The sequence below is a fragment of the Pseudomonas sp. DR208 genome, from assembly GCF_019823005.1.
In the GTDB taxonomy this organism is placed as follows: Bacteria; Pseudomonadota; Gammaproteobacteria; order Pseudomonadales; family Pseudomonadaceae; genus Aquipseudomonas; species Aquipseudomonas extremorientalis.
In genome coordinates this window covers 2,829,165-2,844,263 of sequence record NZ_CP081944.1, presented here as the reverse complement: position 1 = coordinate 2,844,263, position 15,099 = coordinate 2,829,165, and the positions used below count along the sequence as shown (strand labels likewise).

Genomic DNA, 15,099 nt, shown 5'->3' with positions numbered 1-15,099 from the left:
CCATGTTCAAATATATTGGCGACATCGTTAAGGGTACCGGTACCCAGTTGCGAAGCCTGGTGATGGTGTTCGGTCACGGCTTTCGCAAACGCGACACCCTGCAATACCCGGAAGAAGCGGTATACCTGCCGCCGCGCTACCGCGGCCGCATCGTACTGACCCGCGACCCCGATGGCGAAGAGCGTTGCGTAGCCTGCAACCTGTGCGCCGTGGCGTGCCCGGTGGGTTGCATCTCCCTGCAGAAAGCTGAAACCGAAGACGGTCGCTGGTACCCGGACTTCTTCCGCATCAACTTCTCGCGCTGCATTTTCTGCGGCCTCTGCGAGGAAGCTTGCCCGACCACCGCGATCCAGCTCACACCGGATTTCGAGATGGCCGAGTTCAAACGTCAGGACCTGGTGTACGAGAAAGAAGATCTGTTGATCTCTGGTCCCGGTAAAAACCCTGATTACAACTTCTATCGTGTTGCAGGTATGGCCGTTGCCGGTAAGCCGAAAGGCGCCGCACAAAACGAAGCCGAGCCGATCAACGTGAAGAGCTTGCTGCCTTAAGGAAGAAAGATGGAATTCGCTTTCTATTTCGCATCGGGTATCGCGGTTGTGTCCACGCTTCGCGTGATCACCAACACCAACCCCGTGCACGCCCTGCTCTACCTGATCATTTCGCTGATCGCCGTGGCCATGACCTTCTTCAGCCTCGGCGCGCCGTTCGCCGGTGTGCTGGAAGTGATCGCCTATGCCGGCGCCATCATGGTGCTGTTCGTGTTTGTGGTGATGATGCTCAACCTGGGGCCGGCTTCGGTCGCCCAGGAACGCGTCTGGCTCAAGCCCGGCATCTGGCTCGGTCCGGTTGTCCTGGCAGCGCTGCTGCTGGGTGAACTGCTGTATGTGCTGTTCGCTCACCAGAGCGGCCAGGCCATCGGCCACACCACCGTGGATGCAAAAGCCGTGGGCATCAGCCTGTTCGGCCCGTACCTGCTGGTGGTCGAACTGGCGTCGATGCTGCTGCTCGCTGCAGCCGTCACCGCCTTCCACTTGGGCCGCAACGAAGCCAAGGAGCAATGACGATGCCTGCTATCCCTTTGGAGCATGGTCTGGCGGTCGCCGGCATCCTGTTCTGCCTTGGCCTGGTCGGCCTGATGGTCCGCCGTAACATTCTGTTCGTGTTGATGAGCCTGGAAATCATGATGAACGCCGCGGCACTGGCGTTCATCGTTGCGGGTGCACGTTGGGGCCAGCCGGATGGACAAGTCATGTTCATCCTGGTGATCAGCCTGGCAGCCGCCGAGGCCAGCATTGGCCTGGCGATCCTGCTGCAACTGTATCGTCGCTTCCACACGCTTGATATCGACGCTGCCAGTGAGATGCGCGGATGAACATGATCTTTCTGACTTTCGTATTTCCCCTGATCGGTTTCCTGCTGCTGTCGTTCTCCCGTGGACGCTGGTCGGAAAATCTGTCTGCCCTGGTGGGCGTGGGTTCCATTGGCCTGTCGGCGATCGTTGCCGCCTACGTCATCTGGCAATTCAACGTGGCACCGCCGGAAGGCGGTCACTACACCCTGGTGCTGTGGCAGTGGATGTCGGTGGAGGGCTTCAAGCCCAACTTCGCCCTCTACGTCGACGGCCTGTCGATCACCATGCTCGGCGTGGTGGTCGGCGTGGGCTTCCTGATCCACCTGTTCGCGTCCTGGTACATGCGCGGTGAAGCCGGTTACTCGCGCTTCTTCTCGTACACCAACCTGTTTATCGCCAGCATGCTGTTCCTGGTGCTCGGCGATAACCTGTTGTTCCTGTACTTCGGCTGGGAAGGCGTGGGCCTGTGCTCGTACCTGTTGATCGGTTTCTACTACAGCAACCGCAACAACGGTAACGCAGCACTCAAGGCCTTTATCGTCACCCGCATCGGCGACGTGTTCATGGCCATCGGCCTGTTCATCCTGTTCCAGCAAGTGGGCACGCTGAACATCCAGGAACTGCTGGTGCTGGCACCGCAGAAATTCCAGGTTGGCGACTTCTGGATCACCCTGGCCACCCTGATGCTGCTCGGCGGCGCCGTGGGTAAATCCGCGCAACTGCCACTGCAAACCTGGCTGGCGGACGCGATGGCCGGCCCTACTCCGGTTTCCGCACTGATCCACGCTGCCACCATGGTAACCGCCGGTGTCTACCTGATCGCCCGTACCCACGGCCTGTTCACCCTGGCGCCGGACATCCTGCACCTGGTCGGCATCGTTGGTGGCGTGACCCTGGTCCTGGCTGGCTTTGCTGCCCTGGTACAGACCGACATCAAGCGCATCCTTGCCTACTCGACCATGAGCCAGATCGGCTACATGTTCCTGGCCCTGGGCGTTGGCGCCTGGGACGCGGCGATCTTCCACCTGATGACCCACGCCTTCTTCAAGGCCTTGCTGTTCCTCGCTTCCGGTGCGGTGATCGTGGCCTGCCACCACGAGCAGAACATCTTCAAGATGGGCGGCCTGTGGAAGAAACTGCCACTGGCCTATGCCAGCTTCATCGTCGGTGGTGCCGCCCTGGCCGCCCTGCCGCTGGTGACCGCCGGTTTCTACTCGAAGGATGAAATCCTCTGGGAAGCCTTCGCCAGCGGCAACCAGAACCTGCTGTACGCAGGCCTGGTGGGTGCGTTCATGACCTCGCTGTACACCTTCCGCCTGATCTTCATCACCTTCCACGGTGAAGCCAAGACCGAAGCTCACGCAGGCCACGGCATCTCGCACTGGTTGCCGTTGTCGGTACTGATCATCCTGTCGACCTTCGTCGGCGCCATGATCACCCCGCCTCTGCACGGTGTACTGCCGCAAAGCGTCGGCCATGCCGGTGGCGAAGCCCAGCACAGCCTGGAAATCGCCTCGGGCGCCATCGCCATTGCCGGTATCCTGCTGGCGGCCCTGCTGTTCCTCGGCAAGCGTCGCTTCGTGACGGCCGTCGCCAACAGTGGCATCGGCCGCTTCCTGTCGGCCTGGTGGTTCGCCGCCTGGGGCTTCGACTGGATCTACGACAAACTGTTCGTCAAGCCTTACCTCGCCATCAGCCACATTCTGCGCAAGGACCCGCTCGACCAGACCATCGGTCTGATCCCGCGTGCCGCCAAGGCCGGTCACACCGCCCTGAGCCGCAGCGAGACTGGCCAACTGCGCTGGTATGCAGCCTCCATGGCGGCCGGTGCCGTGCTGGTAATCGGCGCCATCGTCGTGGTAGCGATATGACTATGAACATTGCGATCTTTGCGAACTTGCGAAAGGAAACGAGCCTGTCATGATTCTGCCCTGGCTAATCCTGATCCCCTTCATCGGCGGCCTGCTCTGCTGGATGGGTGAACGCTTCGGCGCCACCCTCCCCCGCTGGATTGCGTTGCTGACCATGTCCCTGGAACTCGCGCTCGGCCTCTGGCTGTGGGCCCATGGCGACTATTCATTTGCTCCGGCACCGGGTGTCGATCCGACCTTCGCGCTTGAATTCAAGCACGTGTGGATCCAGCGCTTCGGCATCAACGTGCACCTGGCCCTCGACGGCCTGTCGCTGTTGATGATCCTGCTGACCGGCCTGCTGGGTATCCTCTCGGTACTCTGCTCCTGGAAAGAGATCCAGCGTCACGTGGGTTTCTTCCACCTGAACCTGATGTGGATCCTGGGCGGTGTCGTCGGCGTGTTCCTCGCCCTCGACCTGTTCATGTTCTTCTTCTTCTGGGAAATGATGCTGGTGCCGATGTACTTCCTCATCGCGCTCTGGGGTCACAGTTCTTCGGACGGCAAGAAAACCCGGATCTACGCGGCGACCAAGTTCTTCATCTTCACCCAGGCTTCCGGCCTGATCATGTTGGTGGCGATCCTGGGCCTGGTACTGGTCAACTTCAATAACACCGGCGTGATTACCTTCAACTACGCCGACCTGTTGAAGACCAAGATGTCCCTGACCACCGAGTACATCCTGATGCTGGGCTTCTTCATCGCCTTCGCGGTGAAGCTGCCGGTGGTGCCGTTCCACTCCTGGCTGCCTGATGCGCACGCCCAGGCGCCGACTGCCGGTTCCGTGGACCTGGCCGGTATCCTGCTGAAGACTGCGGCCTACGGCCTGCTGCGTTTCGCCCTGCCGCTGTTCCCGAATGCCTCGGCCGAGTTCGCGCCGATCGCCATGACCCTGGGTCTGATCGGGATCTTCTACGGTGCGTTCCTGGCGTTCGCGCAAACCGACATCAAGCGTCTGATTGCCTTCTCGTCCGTTTCCCACATGGGCTTCGTACTGATCGGTATCTACTCCGGCAGCCAACTGGCGCTGCAGGGCGCGGTGATCCAGATGCTGGCCCACGGTGTCTCGGCCGCTGCCCTGTTTATCCTGAGTGGCCAGCTGTACGAGCGCCTGCACACCCGTGACATGCGTGAAATGGGTGGCGTGTGGTCGCGCATCGCCTACCTGCCGGCGATCAGCCTGTTCTTCGCCGCCGCGTCCCTGGGCTTGCCGGGCACCGGTAACTTCATCGGCGAGTTCCTGATCCTGATGGGTGCCTTCGTGCAAACGCCGTGGATCAGTGCGATTGCTACCTCCGGCCTGGTGTTCGGTTCGGTCTACTCGCTGATCATGATCCACCGCGCCTACTTCGGCCCGGCCAAGTCCGACACCGTCCTGCAAGGGATGGATGCTCGCGAACTGATCATGGTGCTCGGCCTTGCGGTACTGCTGATCTATATCGGCGTGTATCCGCAACCGTTCCTGGACACTTCTGCCGCAACGATGCATGGCGTGCAGCAGTGGTTCGGCACCGCCTTCTCTCAACTCGCTTCGGCCCGGTAAGAGCGCTATGGAATTCACGATCCAACACTTTATCGCGCTTGCGCCGCTGCTGATCACCAGCCTCACCATCGTGGTGGTGATGCTGGCAATCGCCTGGCGCCGCAATCACTCGCAAACGTTCCTGCTGTCCTGTGCCGGTCTGAACCTGGCCCTGCTGTCGATCATCCCGGCCCTCAAGGTCGCGCCATTGGCGGTCACGCCTTTGATGATGGTGGATGACTTCGCCCTGCTGTATATCGCGCTGATCCTGGTCGCGACCCTGGCCTGCGTCACCCTCGCCCACGCCTACATGGGCGAAGGCGGCACCGGTTACCCAGGCAACAAGGAAGAGCTGTACCTGCTGATCCTGCTGGCCGCGGCCGGTGGCATCGTGCTGGTCAGCGCACAGCACCTGGCCGGCCTGTTCATCGGCCTGGAACTGCTGTCGATCCCGACCTACGGCCTGGTGGCCTACGCGTTCTTCAACAAGCGCTCCCTGGAAGCCGGCATCAAGTACATGGTGCTGTCCGCCGCCGGTTCCGCGTTCCTGTTGTTCGGCATGGCCCTGCTCTACGCCGAAGCCGGCAGCCTGAGCTTCACCGGTATCGGCCACGCCCTGGCCACCACCAGCCTGCCTGCGCCGATTGCCCAACTGGGCCTGGCCATGATGCTGATCGGCCTGGCGTTCAAGCTGTCGCTGGTGCCGTTCCACCTGTGGACCCCGGACGTGTACGAAGGCGCCCCGGCGCCGGTGGCCGCTTTCCTGGCGACCGCGTCGAAGGTTGCGGTGTTTGCGGTGATGGTGCGTCTGTTCCAGATCTCGCCTGCTGCCAACACTGGCGTGCTGAGTAACGTGCTGACCGTGATCGCCATCGCGTCGATCCTGTTCGGTAACCTGCTGGCCCTGACCCAGAACAACCTCAAGCGTCTGCTGGGTTACTCGTCCATCGCTCACTTCGGCTACCTGCTGATCGCCCTGGTGGCGAGCAAAGGCCTGGCCGTGGAAGCCATGGGTGTGTACCTGGTCACCTACGTGATCACCAGCCTCGGCGCGTTCGGCGTAATCACCCTGATGTCCTCGCCGTTCAAAGGCCGTGACGCCGACGCCCTGTACGAGTACCGCGGCCTGTTCTGGCGCCGTCCGTACCTGACCGCCGTACTGACCGTGATGATGCTGTCCCTGGCTGGTATTCCGCTCACGGCGGGCTTCATCGGCAAGTTCTACATCGTCGCCACCGGCGTCGAAGCGCACGAGTGGTGGTTGGTTGCCTCCCTGGTACTGGGCAGCGCCATCGGCGTGTTCTACTACCTGCGCGTGATGGTCACCCTGTACCTGATCGAGCCAAACCTGCGCCGTGTGGATGCCGAACTGCACTGGGAACAGAAGGCAGGCGGTGTAATGCTGCTGGCCATTGCCCTGCTCGCGTTCTTCCTGGGCGTGTACCCACAACCGCTGCTCACCCTGGTGCAGCACGCGGTGTTGGGCGTTTGATCGCTTAGCGGTATGCAGTCAACAAAACGGCGCCTTCGGGCGCCGTTTTGCATTCTGGGCAATGGGGTTCAAACACCCTTTTCAACTCACGGAAATTTCCTCTTCCACTCGCCTACTCATCTGGCATATGCACGCCGAAGCCCGCCGTATGGTGTTTGAGTTTTAGGAAAGTTCCCACAGCCAGGTCACTTGACCATAAGCAGGTGGGCCACCAAACTCTACGCAGTCTACGTACAGAACATGGATGCTCTATTTATCGAACTGCCGCCCTTCGAGCGGCATCGCAAGGACTATCTGAGTGACGAGCTTTTCCAGGGTTTTCAACAAGAGTTGATGAAGAACCCGGAAGCAGGAGATGTGATCGAGGGAACAGGCGGACTGCGCAAGGTTCGCTTCATCGACGAGCGACGCAACAAAGGCAAGCGCGGTGGCCTGCGGGTCATTTACTACTGGTGGTCGGGCGGCACGCAATTCTGGCTGTTCACCCTGTACGGCAAGCACGAACAGGATGACCTGACACCACAGCACAAAAAAGCCCTAAAACACATGCTGGACAGGGAAATCAAAGCGAGAACACATCATGAAACGTGAAATCTTTTCCGAACTGGTCGAAGGCTTCGACGCCCTGGCAAACGAACGCCAGGGCAAAGTCACCCTGCGAACCCATAAGGTTCATCTCAATCAACTGGAGCCGCTTACCGCCGAGGAGGTGGTGGCCGTGCGTCAACAACTCAACCTCTCCCGGTCGGTGTTCGCCATGTACCTGCGCACCAACACCCGCACCCTGGAAAACTGGGAACAAGGTCGGGCCAAGCCAAATGCCCAGGCCGCCACCCTGATTCGCCTGGTGGCACGTTTCCCGGAAACCGTAGCGCAACTCGCTGCATTGGGTTGATCAACAAAGCCCCGACAGGTTCGGGGCTTTTTCATTCAGCACTATGGGCCGCCGAGCATGTTATGCGCAGCCACTCCCAGTCCTGGCGGTCCACTAGCGTTCGCGCAGGTGATACAGGGTGCGGTTCTGCGAGCGGATGGGAGTGGCCACGCCCAACGCGCCGAGGTGAAAATTGCCCAGGCCAGGGTCTGGTAGGCGATGCGGGGCATGGCCACCCTCTCTTCTCAGGATATGGAAAGCAGGTTCCACACTAAGGCAGCGACGCGACTGCGTTGAGGGTTTTGGCGGACACAAAGGGGGGCTGGCGGGGACAGTTGAACGTGGGCGTTGGCCGCCCACGTCCGGGCGATGCACTTAGAACGCGATACCGACCTTGAACCCGTACTCATCTCGCTTGAGTTTGGTGTTGTCAGCCACTTCGGAGTTACCGTCGAGTTTGTACTCGGTGCGGGTGTAGTACAAGCCCGCGACCACCGGCAGGTCACCCTTCTGATTCATCAACAGGCTGACTTCGGCGTAGGGGTTGGTGCGGTCCTTGAGGTCCACGGTGTCGCTGCCGAAATCTTCCACCTTGAGCTTGGTACGACCGTCGATGGTGCGACGGGCGCCAGCTTCAAGACGCAGGGTCATGTCATCGAACTGGTGGTTATAGCCCAGGGCCGCCTTGGCGAACGGCGATTTGTTGGTGAGCTTCACGTCGAGGTCGTTGATCTCTGGCTCGTAGCGGGTCCAGCTGTAGCCACCGCCAACGATCACGTCGACAAAGTTGCGCGCATCCAGCGCGGCGCGCCAGCCGAGATCCAGGTCTGCCTGGCCTTCCTTGAGTTTGTTATCGCTCTTTTCGCCGTATTTGGCTTCGATACCGGCCTGGTAGATAAAGCCGGATTCGGCGGTGAGCTTGTTGCCGAAGTTGTAGAACAGGCCCGCCTCAGGCATGTGGCTCTTGTCGCTCTGGCTGCCGCCTTCGAATTTGAAGTCGTTGTAGCTGCCCAGGATCCCGAAGGTGGAGATCGGGTCGGTGGACGGTGCGGCGAACACCACGGCAGGCGCAGCGACCAGCGCCAGCAGCGAGGAACCCTTGAAGAGTTTTCCGAATAGCTTGGACATCGTTTTACATCTCCTTGTCTGGTGAGCAAATTATTCAGGAAACGGTTCGAACCCCGGCATGCGCCAAAGGTTCGAATTAATTTGCGTGGATTTGGAGGTAAAACGGTTCAGCGAGGCTCTAGCTCACTATTCCCGGGAGGCAGCCAGGACCAGGCCATCCAGGGTTTGCCGAAGTGTTGCCGTGTCCGGCACGCGAATCCTGAAGGTTTCAGTCAGCATCTGCACCACCTCATCGGCACTGCCAAGCGTGCGTTTTTCGCTCGGCCGGTCCAGGGAGTGGATCGCATAGTGGGTGTTGTTCAGGGTATGGCGCTTGCCCGGTGCCAGGCGTGCGACTTTCAGTTGGCCCACAAATACCGAATCCGGGTGGGTGGAGACGTACCAGTTGCCGATTTCGTAATCGATATCCGCCTGTACTTGCAGGTCGAACACATACAGGCCACGCCACTCCTCGGCCACTTGTGCCCACAAGGTGTAACTGCCCTGCCCGTCGAAAGTCAGGCGATACGGTTCATGGGCCGTGGCCTGCACCGCTTCGGTGTCCAGTTGCAACGGGCTGCTGGGCACCATGCCGCCAAAGCCGACATCGGTGATGTAGCGCACGCCGTCCAGGGTCACCAGGCTCAAACGATGGGTACGCGCCGTGCGTGCATCCGGCGCCCCGCCCATCACCACCCGGCCGGTGATGCCACGCGCCTCGAAGCCGAGTTCCTGCAGCAAGGCCAGGAACATCTGGTTCAGCTCATAGCAATAGCCGCCCCGCCCGTCCAACAGCACTTTTTGTTCGACACTGGGCAGGTCGATCGGCACCGGCAGGCGTATCAGGCTCGACAGGTTCTCGAAGGCAAAGCTGCACACGTGGCGCAGTTGCAGGGCCTGCAAGGTGTGCAGGGTGGGCGCCGGCGGCGTGTCATAACCCAGGCGTTGCAGGTAGAGACGGCTATGGGTCAGCAGAGACATGGCGCGATCCTTGGGCGCAGGAAGAAGGCATCACTATGCCGCGCCAACCTGCAGATTGTCATTTTGAATGAACCTTTTTGAACGCCGCCCTATCCATCTATAACAACACAGGGAGGCAACATGAGTACCGCAAAAATCTACACGATCAATTATCAGCTGCACGGTCAACCGAAAACCTTTGTGGTGCGTGCTGAAGTGATGAACAACGCCGAGGCCTGGCACTGGGCGGCGGTGGATGCCGATATTGCCCATGTGAGTCGCGTGGGGCGCGTGGGGCATGAGCAGGTCAAGAAAACCACCCGGCCCTGGGCGGAGAAGTTTGGGATTACGGATGTCACGTGGATCGCACCCAAGTAAGTGCATAGCCCCATCGTACAAGGTGGGGCTTTTAACACCCTCTGCAGTTGACCATTTGCCCATCATGAACAGGGCTAACGCTTCAGTGAAATCAATTCAATTTCACTCGACCCATGCGCTGCCTAAACTACATCCTAATTATTGATTCTAGAAATCAATCTGGCACCTGAACAACCCATCAGGTGTATTCCGGAAATCAGGATGTCAGGCCACAATGAACAGCGAGTTTGCCTTTACCCTCAAAACCCTGCGTTTCGACGAACATTATCAGCCCTCGAAAAACACGCGCATCACCACCAACTTTGCCAACTTGGCCAGGGGTAAAAGTCGCCAGGAGAATCTGCGCAACACATTGAGGATGATCAACAATCGTTTCAATGCATTGGCGCAGTGGGATAACCCCAAGGGTGATCGCTACAGAGTGGAACTTGATATCGTCTCGGTTGAAATGGACATTGCCCCTGAACAGCGTGGCAATGCGATCCCGCTGATTGAAATATTGAAAACGACGATAGTCGATCAACACACCCATGAACGCAGTGAGGGTATTGTCGGCAACAACTTTTCCTCCTACGTTCGCGATTACGATTTCAGCGTTGCCTTGTCAGCGCACAACAAGAATCAGACCGAGTTCAGCACACCCGAGAACTTTGGCGACTTGCATGGAAAACTGTTCAAGCACTTCGTCAACTCAAACACGTACAAAGAAAACTTCAAGAAGCCGCCGGTGATCTGCCTGAGCGTTTCGAACACCAGGACCTATCATCGGACAGAAAACCAGCATCCTGTACTGGGCTTTGAATACCAACAGGACGCCTACTCCTTGACGGATGAGTACTTCAGTAAAATGGGCTTGAAGGTTCGCTACTTCATGCCTTCAAACAGTGTTGCGCCGCTGGCCTTTTATTTTTCCGGTGACTTGCTGGCGGATTACAGCAATCTTGAACTCATCAGCACCATCAGCACCATGGACACTTTCCAGAAGATTTACCGGCCCGAGATTTACAATGCCAATTCTGCCGCCGGCAAATTCTACCGACCCAGCTTGAAGCACCAGGATTACTCACTGACGTTGATTGTCTACGATCGAGAAGAACGCAGCCGCCTGGCGATTGAACAGGGAAAATTTGTTGAAGAGCACTTTATCAAACCCTACCAGGCTGTTCTTCAACAGTGGTCCGCCCACTGCGCGCTTTGACGCATTAATACTACAAGGTCATCCCTGATGAAAAAGTTGTTACCTACTTCGACCGCCGGCAGTTTGCCTAAACCTTCCTGGCTGGCTCAACCTGAAACACTGTGGTCGCCCTGGAAACTGCAGGATGAGGCATTGACCGAGGGCAAACACGACGCCTTGCGCCTGTCCCTGCAGGAACAACAGCACGCGGGCATTGATATCGTCAGTGATGGTGAACAGACGCGCCAACACTTTGTGACGACGTTTATTGAACACCTCAGCGGTGTTGATTTCGAGAAACGCGAGACCGTGCGAATCCGTGATCGTTATGACGCAAGCGTGCCAACGGTCGTAGGGGCTGTTTCCCGCCAGAAACCCGTGTTTGTCGAAGACGCCAAGTTCTTGCGCCAGCAAACCAGTCAACCCATCAAGTGGGCGCTGCCTGGCCCCATGACGATGATCGACACGCTGTATGACAACCATTACAAGAGTCGTGAAAAGCTCGCCTGGGAATTCGCCAAAATCCTCAACCAGGAAGCCCTTGAATTAGAAGCCGCCGGGGTGGATATCATCCAATTCGACGAGCCCGCCTTCAACGTGTTCTTTGATGAGGTGAACGACTGGGGCGTGGCCACCCTGGAAAGGGCCATTGAAGGCCTCAAATGCGAAACCGCCGTGCATATTTGCTACGGCTACGGCATCAAAGCCAATACTGACTGGAAAAAGACGCTGGGATCAGAGTGGCGTCAATATGAAGAAGCCTTCCCCAAGCTGCAGCAATCCAGTATCGATATCGTCTCGCTGGAGTGTCACAACTCCCATGTGCCCATGGAGCTGATTGAACTTATCCGCGGCAAAAAAGTGATGGTCGGCGCCATCGACGTGGCCAGCCACACCATTGAAACACCCGAGGAAGTCGCCAACACCTTGAGAAAAGCACTGCAGTTTGTCGATGCCGACAAGCTCTACCCTTGCACGAACTGTGGCATGGCGCCGCTGCCTCGTCACATCGCCAGGGGCAAGCTGAATGCGTTGAGTGCCGGCGCAGCGATTGTCCGAAGCGAACTCTCGAACCCGTACTGAGAATGCGCAAGGCCTGACGATGTCAGGCCTTGCCTGGCGCATTCGCACGTCACCCCATTCAGGACCGCCCATGTCACCTCCCATCGAGCCCTCGCGCTTTCGAGAAGCCCTCGGGCACTACGCGTCCGGTATCACAGTGATTACCTCCCACGTTGACGGCGAGCCGATCGGCTTCACTTGCCAGTCGTTCTACAGCGTGTCGATGAGCCCGCCGCTGGTGTCATTCAGCGTCATGTCCAATTCAGCCAGCTATCCGAGGATGCGCCAGGTCGGCCGGTTTGCCGTCAATATCCTGTCCGGCGAGCAGGTCAGGATTTCCAACCAGTTCGCTCGGCGAGGCACAGACAAGTGGCACGGCGTGGAGTGGCAGGGATCACCACTGGGCAATCCGCTCATTGCCGGCAGCCTGTACTGGCTGGATTGCGAAATTCACGCCGAACACGCCGCGGGTGATCACCTGATCGTGATCGGCGAAGTGAAAGCCATGAACCTGCCTGAAGCGACTGCTTCGCAGCCATTGCTGTACTTCAAAGGACAGTATCGCGACCTCGCCACGCACGATGCGTGTCGGCAAGACTGAGCGGCAAGGACTGTGTCCGGATCAAGTCTTCAAATCTCCCAGCGGATCGTAGGGTGGTTTCCGCTCGTCCTTGTCGGTGTTTTTCTTATCCAACGGCGCGATAGCCGGGCCAATGGGGTCTACCTGCGGATCCGATACATCCGGTGAATCCGGATCAAACCCCAGTTCATCCTGAACACTGGAATGCTCGCCCGAAGCCGGGCCTTTCGATGTGTCACTCACGGCGTTCTCCTCATTTAAAGTGGGCGAGCCTTGTCATGGAGGCTTTCAAGGTCTTCCTCGACGCGCTCCACGTCGTCTTCCTGGCGCTCCGCCGGGTCGTTGGGGCGCAACGCATCGTTGTCGCGCTCTTCCTCTCCGGGTGTGCGGTCAGGGTTCGGGGTACCGGGCGGTGGTTGCTTGTATTCGGGCATGATGGCTCACCTCAAAGGGTCTACATCAATTTAGAGAAACCGCCGTGCAGCATCGTTCAACTTGTTTGCCCAAGCGTGAGATGATGCCGGCCCCTTCTGGAGAAATGCCCCGGATGTTCGAGCTCAAACCCTGCGACCCTGTCACCTTCCGTCAACAGACCCGGCGCAGCACGCTGATCGTGGCCGTGTTGTTCGTCGCCCTGGCGATGCTGCTGTCGAGCCTGGCGGTGATGCTGTTTGGTGAGCCCGGCGGTGACAATTTCCGCTTCAATGTCGGCGGTGTGTTCGCCGGGGTGCTGATTACCATGGCCCTGATCCGTGGCCCGTTCTGGACCCAGGGGTGGCTCGCGCCGGCGGTGTATGGCTGGCAGCTCAAGCGCAGCCTGATGAGCGTGACCAATGTGATGCACAAGGTCATCGAGCGGGTGCAGGCCAATGACCCGGCGGCGATCAAGGTACTGCGCTTCTACCACTTGGGCTTGACGCAGATGCATGAGCTGGAGGCCAACTCCAGCGCCCAGGTGCAGTTGGTGGCTGAGGTCGAGGCGCACAAGGCCAGGATGCAGGCGCTGGGGATCGACACCGAACAAACCCGTCTCGACCCCGCCTGGCTGGCAGCCTTGAAAACCGCTTAAGGCAACTCGCCGATGCGCTGCTCGTCGGGCCAGAACAGCGCCGCCTGGCCGCACGGCTGGCCGGCGTCATCGAGCAAGGTCCATACCACCCCGGCATGAATCATGAACGGCTGGTTGTGCGCATCCACCCGCCAACCGCTGTAGCCCTCGGCGATGCCGTTGGCGGTGACTTGCTCCAGCAGCAGCTGACGCGCATCGCGGTCGAGGGCCGAAGCGCTGAAGCGTGAGGGCATGCCGATAAAGCTCTCGCGCGGGTATTTGAAGCACTGCAGGGCGCATTCATTCACATACGTAAATCGCGGATCTGCGCCGCCGTCATGGGCCAGCAGGCTGTAGGGTGCGTCGCGGTGCAGCCAGGCCAGGCGCTGTTGTGCGTCCAGGTGTGCCGGGGCCGGCAGTCCCTGGCCGGTCCAGTGTCGATAGGCCTTGTCCAGCACGTCTACGAAGCTTTCTTGAGAGGACACGTACAACCTCACATCATCAGTTGGAATTTTTTGCCCGCCAGCAGAACACCGCACTGACGGCGATGGCTGCACCGGCCAGGCCAAACACCCACGGCGCCGAGGCGATCGGCAGCAGCAGGCCGGCGAGCAAGGGGCCGAGGCCGGCGCCGATATCGCGCCACACGGCATTCGAGGCCAGGGCCGACACGCGCATCGACCCGGGATTGCGCTCCGCCACCAGGGTAGTCACCAGCGGCAGTTGCAGTGCGCGCAACACCAGTACCGCCGCCGCGCCGACAATCACCCAGTAACTGCCGAACGCCGTCAGGGCCAGGGCACTCAGGAACGAAAACAGCAACAGCATCGAGGTGGCGCCAAACCGCTGGGCCGCTCGACCGCCCAAAGGGCTCAGGAGCATTTCCGAGACATAACGCAACGCCATCAGGCCGCCGGCGATCAGCACCGCATCCCCGCCCAGCAGCTTCTGCGCCTGGATCGACAGGCCGAAGATAAACAACCCGTCCAGCGCCACGCCCTCGATAAACGACCACACTGCCACACTGTCCGGCCATTTGAAGCGTCGGCCCGGGGTGCTGTGCAAATCATGCCCGACCGTAGGCAAACCGCGCGCCATCCACAAGCCCACCAGGCAACACCCGGCCAGAATCAGAAAGATCGGACGCGGCCCGGCCCACAGCGTCAGCCAGCCGCCCAGGGGCAGCGCCAGCATCGGCCCCAGGGCGATCAACGCCCGTGAGCGCCCGGCGCGGCGTGCGGCGCCGGCAGGTTCCGACGTGGCCAGCACTTGGGTCGACAGGTTCAACGCTGCAAAGCACAAGCCCCACACCAGGCGCAGGCAGAGCAATGCGGCAAACCCGGACAACATTGAGTTGCCCACCGCACACAACGCTGCGGCGCCGGCGGCGATCATGCAGGTCAGGCGGTCGCCGTTGCGTGCGTAGAAATTGAGCACATGCCGGTAGCCGAAAATCCGCACCAGACGGTTGGCGGCCAGCAACACCCCGGCCTGGGCCAGGGTGATGCCGAACGCCTGGGATTCCATGGGCAGCAACAGGTAGAGCAACACGTCACTGGGCAGGCATAAAGCCAGGGTCAAAGCGGCGCGGCGGGAGTGGGTATCAGCGGTGCGGAGGGCCAGGCTGGACATAAA

General features: G+C 59.7%; 19 protein-coding genes. 13 read left to right on the top strand and 6 right to left on the bottom strand.

The features are described from left to right. Window positions 1-2 precede the first annotated feature (2 nt). The 8 genes from nuoI to K5K89_RS12905 all read left to right on the top strand — a co-directional run bounded on the left by nuoI (window position 3) and on the right by K5K89_RS12905 (window position 7,173). The gene (nuoI, locus tag K5K89_RS12940; protein ID WP_003174725.1) at window positions 3-551 is read left to right on the top strand and encodes an NADH-quinone oxidoreductase subunit NuoI; all 549 of its coding nucleotides are present in this window, start codon (window positions 3-5) and stop codon (window positions 549-551) included. 9 nt (window positions 552-560) lie between these two features. Beyond that, window positions 561-1,064 carry an NADH-quinone oxidoreductase subunit J gene (nuoJ, locus tag K5K89_RS12935; protein ID WP_016974048.1) on the top strand — a complete coding sequence of 168 codons (504 nt, stop codon included), beginning with the start codon at window positions 561-563 and terminating at the stop codon, window positions 1,062-1,064. A 2-nt stretch (window positions 1,065-1,066) separates the two neighbouring features. Further along, on the top strand, window positions 1,067-1,375 hold the full coding sequence (gene nuoK, locus K5K89_RS12930) for an NADH-quinone oxidoreductase subunit NuoK (protein WP_003174727.1): 309 nt from the start codon (window positions 1,067-1,069) through the stop codon (window positions 1,373-1,375). After that, window positions 1,372-3,225, top strand: coding sequence for an NADH-quinone oxidoreductase subunit L (gene nuoL / locus K5K89_RS12925; protein WP_071491906.1), 1,854 nt, complete (start codon window positions 1,372-1,374; stop codon window positions 3,223-3,225). The genes nuoK and nuoL overlap by 4 nt, the downstream gene beginning before the upstream one ends. Before the next feature lie 49 nt (window positions 3,226-3,274). After that, window positions 3,275-4,807 (top strand): NADH-quinone oxidoreductase subunit M, encoded by a 1,533-nt coding sequence (nuoM, locus tag K5K89_RS12920; RefSeq protein WP_010209575.1) that lies wholly within the window; start codon window positions 3,275-3,277, stop codon window positions 4,805-4,807. Between the two features lie 7 nt (window positions 4,808-4,814). After that, complete coding sequence (gene nuoN, locus K5K89_RS12915; protein WP_058425023.1) at window positions 4,815-6,278, top strand: NADH-quinone oxidoreductase subunit NuoN; 1,464 nt, start codon at window positions 4,815-4,817, stop codon at window positions 6,276-6,278. A gap of 240 nt (window positions 6,279-6,518) precedes the next feature. After that, complete coding sequence (locus tag K5K89_RS12910) at window positions 6,519-6,869, top strand: toxin (RefSeq protein WP_093513166.1); 351 nt, start codon at window positions 6,519-6,521, stop codon at window positions 6,867-6,869. Next, window positions 6,859-7,173, top strand: a complete 315-nt coding sequence (locus tag K5K89_RS12905; RefSeq protein WP_071491908.1) for a helix-turn-helix domain-containing protein — start codon at window positions 6,859-6,861, stop codon at window positions 7,171-7,173. Before K5K89_RS12910 ends, K5K89_RS12905 begins: the two co-directional genes overlap by 11 nt. Before the next feature lie 354 nt (window positions 7,174-7,527). Here K5K89_RS12905 and K5K89_RS12900 read toward each other — a convergent pair whose 3' ends face one another. Together K5K89_RS12900 and K5K89_RS12895 are read right to left on the bottom strand one after the other, a co-directional pair. Then, entirely contained in the window at window positions 7,528-8,280 is a 753-nt protein-coding gene (locus K5K89_RS12900; RefSeq protein WP_093123849.1) for an outer membrane beta-barrel protein, read from the bottom strand. Window positions 8,281-8,406: 126 nt separating this feature from the next. Beyond that, complete coding sequence (locus K5K89_RS12895; protein WP_071491910.1) at window positions 8,407-9,240, bottom strand: arylamine N-acetyltransferase family protein; 834 nt, start codon at window positions 9,238-9,240, stop codon at window positions 8,407-8,409. Between the two features lie 120 nt (window positions 9,241-9,360). Between K5K89_RS12895 and K5K89_RS12890 the strand changes: the two genes are divergently transcribed. From K5K89_RS12890 to K5K89_RS12875, 4 genes are all read left to right on the top strand, one after another. After that, complete coding sequence (locus tag K5K89_RS12890; protein WP_058425027.1) at window positions 9,361-9,597, top strand: DUF6555 family protein; 237 nt, start codon at window positions 9,361-9,363, stop codon at window positions 9,595-9,597. Between the two features lie 214 nt (window positions 9,598-9,811). Then, on the top strand, window positions 9,812-10,795 hold the full coding sequence (locus K5K89_RS12885; protein WP_222541556.1) for a DUF1852 domain-containing protein: 984 nt from the start codon (window positions 9,812-9,814) through the stop codon (window positions 10,793-10,795). Window positions 10,796-10,822: 27 nt separating this feature from the next. Then, window positions 10,823-11,857 (top strand): methionine synthase, encoded by a 1,035-nt coding sequence (locus K5K89_RS12880; RefSeq protein WP_071491912.1) that lies wholly within the window; start codon window positions 10,823-10,825, stop codon window positions 11,855-11,857. Between the two features lie 70 nt (window positions 11,858-11,927). After that, the gene (locus tag K5K89_RS12875) at window positions 11,928-12,437 is read left to right on the top strand and encodes a flavin reductase family protein (protein ID WP_222541555.1); all 510 of its coding nucleotides are present in this window, start codon (window positions 11,928-11,930) and stop codon (window positions 12,435-12,437) included. 21 nt (window positions 12,438-12,458) lie between these two features. Here the strand turns inward: K5K89_RS12875 and K5K89_RS12870 are convergent, their stop codons facing one another. Both K5K89_RS12870 and K5K89_RS12865 read right to left on the bottom strand, forming a co-directional pair. Continuing rightward, the gene (locus K5K89_RS12870) at window positions 12,459-12,659 is read right to left on the bottom strand and encodes a DUF6021 family protein (protein ID WP_083351478.1); all 201 of its coding nucleotides are present in this window, start codon (window positions 12,657-12,659) and stop codon (window positions 12,459-12,461) included. Window positions 12,660-12,673: 14 nt separating this feature from the next. After that, window positions 12,674-12,850, bottom strand: a complete 177-nt coding sequence (locus K5K89_RS12865) for a hypothetical protein (protein ID WP_222541554.1) — start codon at window positions 12,848-12,850, stop codon at window positions 12,674-12,676. A 113-nt stretch (window positions 12,851-12,963) separates the two neighbouring features. On the opposite strand from K5K89_RS12865, the gene K5K89_RS12860 reads away from it, so the two are divergent. After that, entirely contained in the window at window positions 12,964-13,485 is a 522-nt protein-coding gene (locus tag K5K89_RS12860; protein ID WP_093512786.1) for a DUF3087 family protein, read from the top strand. Here K5K89_RS12860 and K5K89_RS12855 read toward each other — a convergent pair. Both K5K89_RS12855 and K5K89_RS12850 read right to left on the bottom strand, forming a co-directional pair. Further along, window positions 13,482-13,949 (bottom strand): MEKHLA domain-containing protein, encoded by a 468-nt coding sequence (locus K5K89_RS12855; RefSeq protein WP_261401102.1) that lies wholly within the window; start codon window positions 13,947-13,949, stop codon window positions 13,482-13,484. The genes K5K89_RS12860 and K5K89_RS12855 overlap by 4 nt on opposite strands. A gap of 16 nt (window positions 13,950-13,965) precedes the next feature. Beyond that, complete coding sequence (locus K5K89_RS12850) at window positions 13,966-15,096, bottom strand: MFS transporter (protein WP_092245028.1); 1,131 nt, start codon at window positions 15,094-15,096, stop codon at window positions 13,966-13,968. Window positions 15,097-15,099 lie beyond the last annotated feature (3 nt).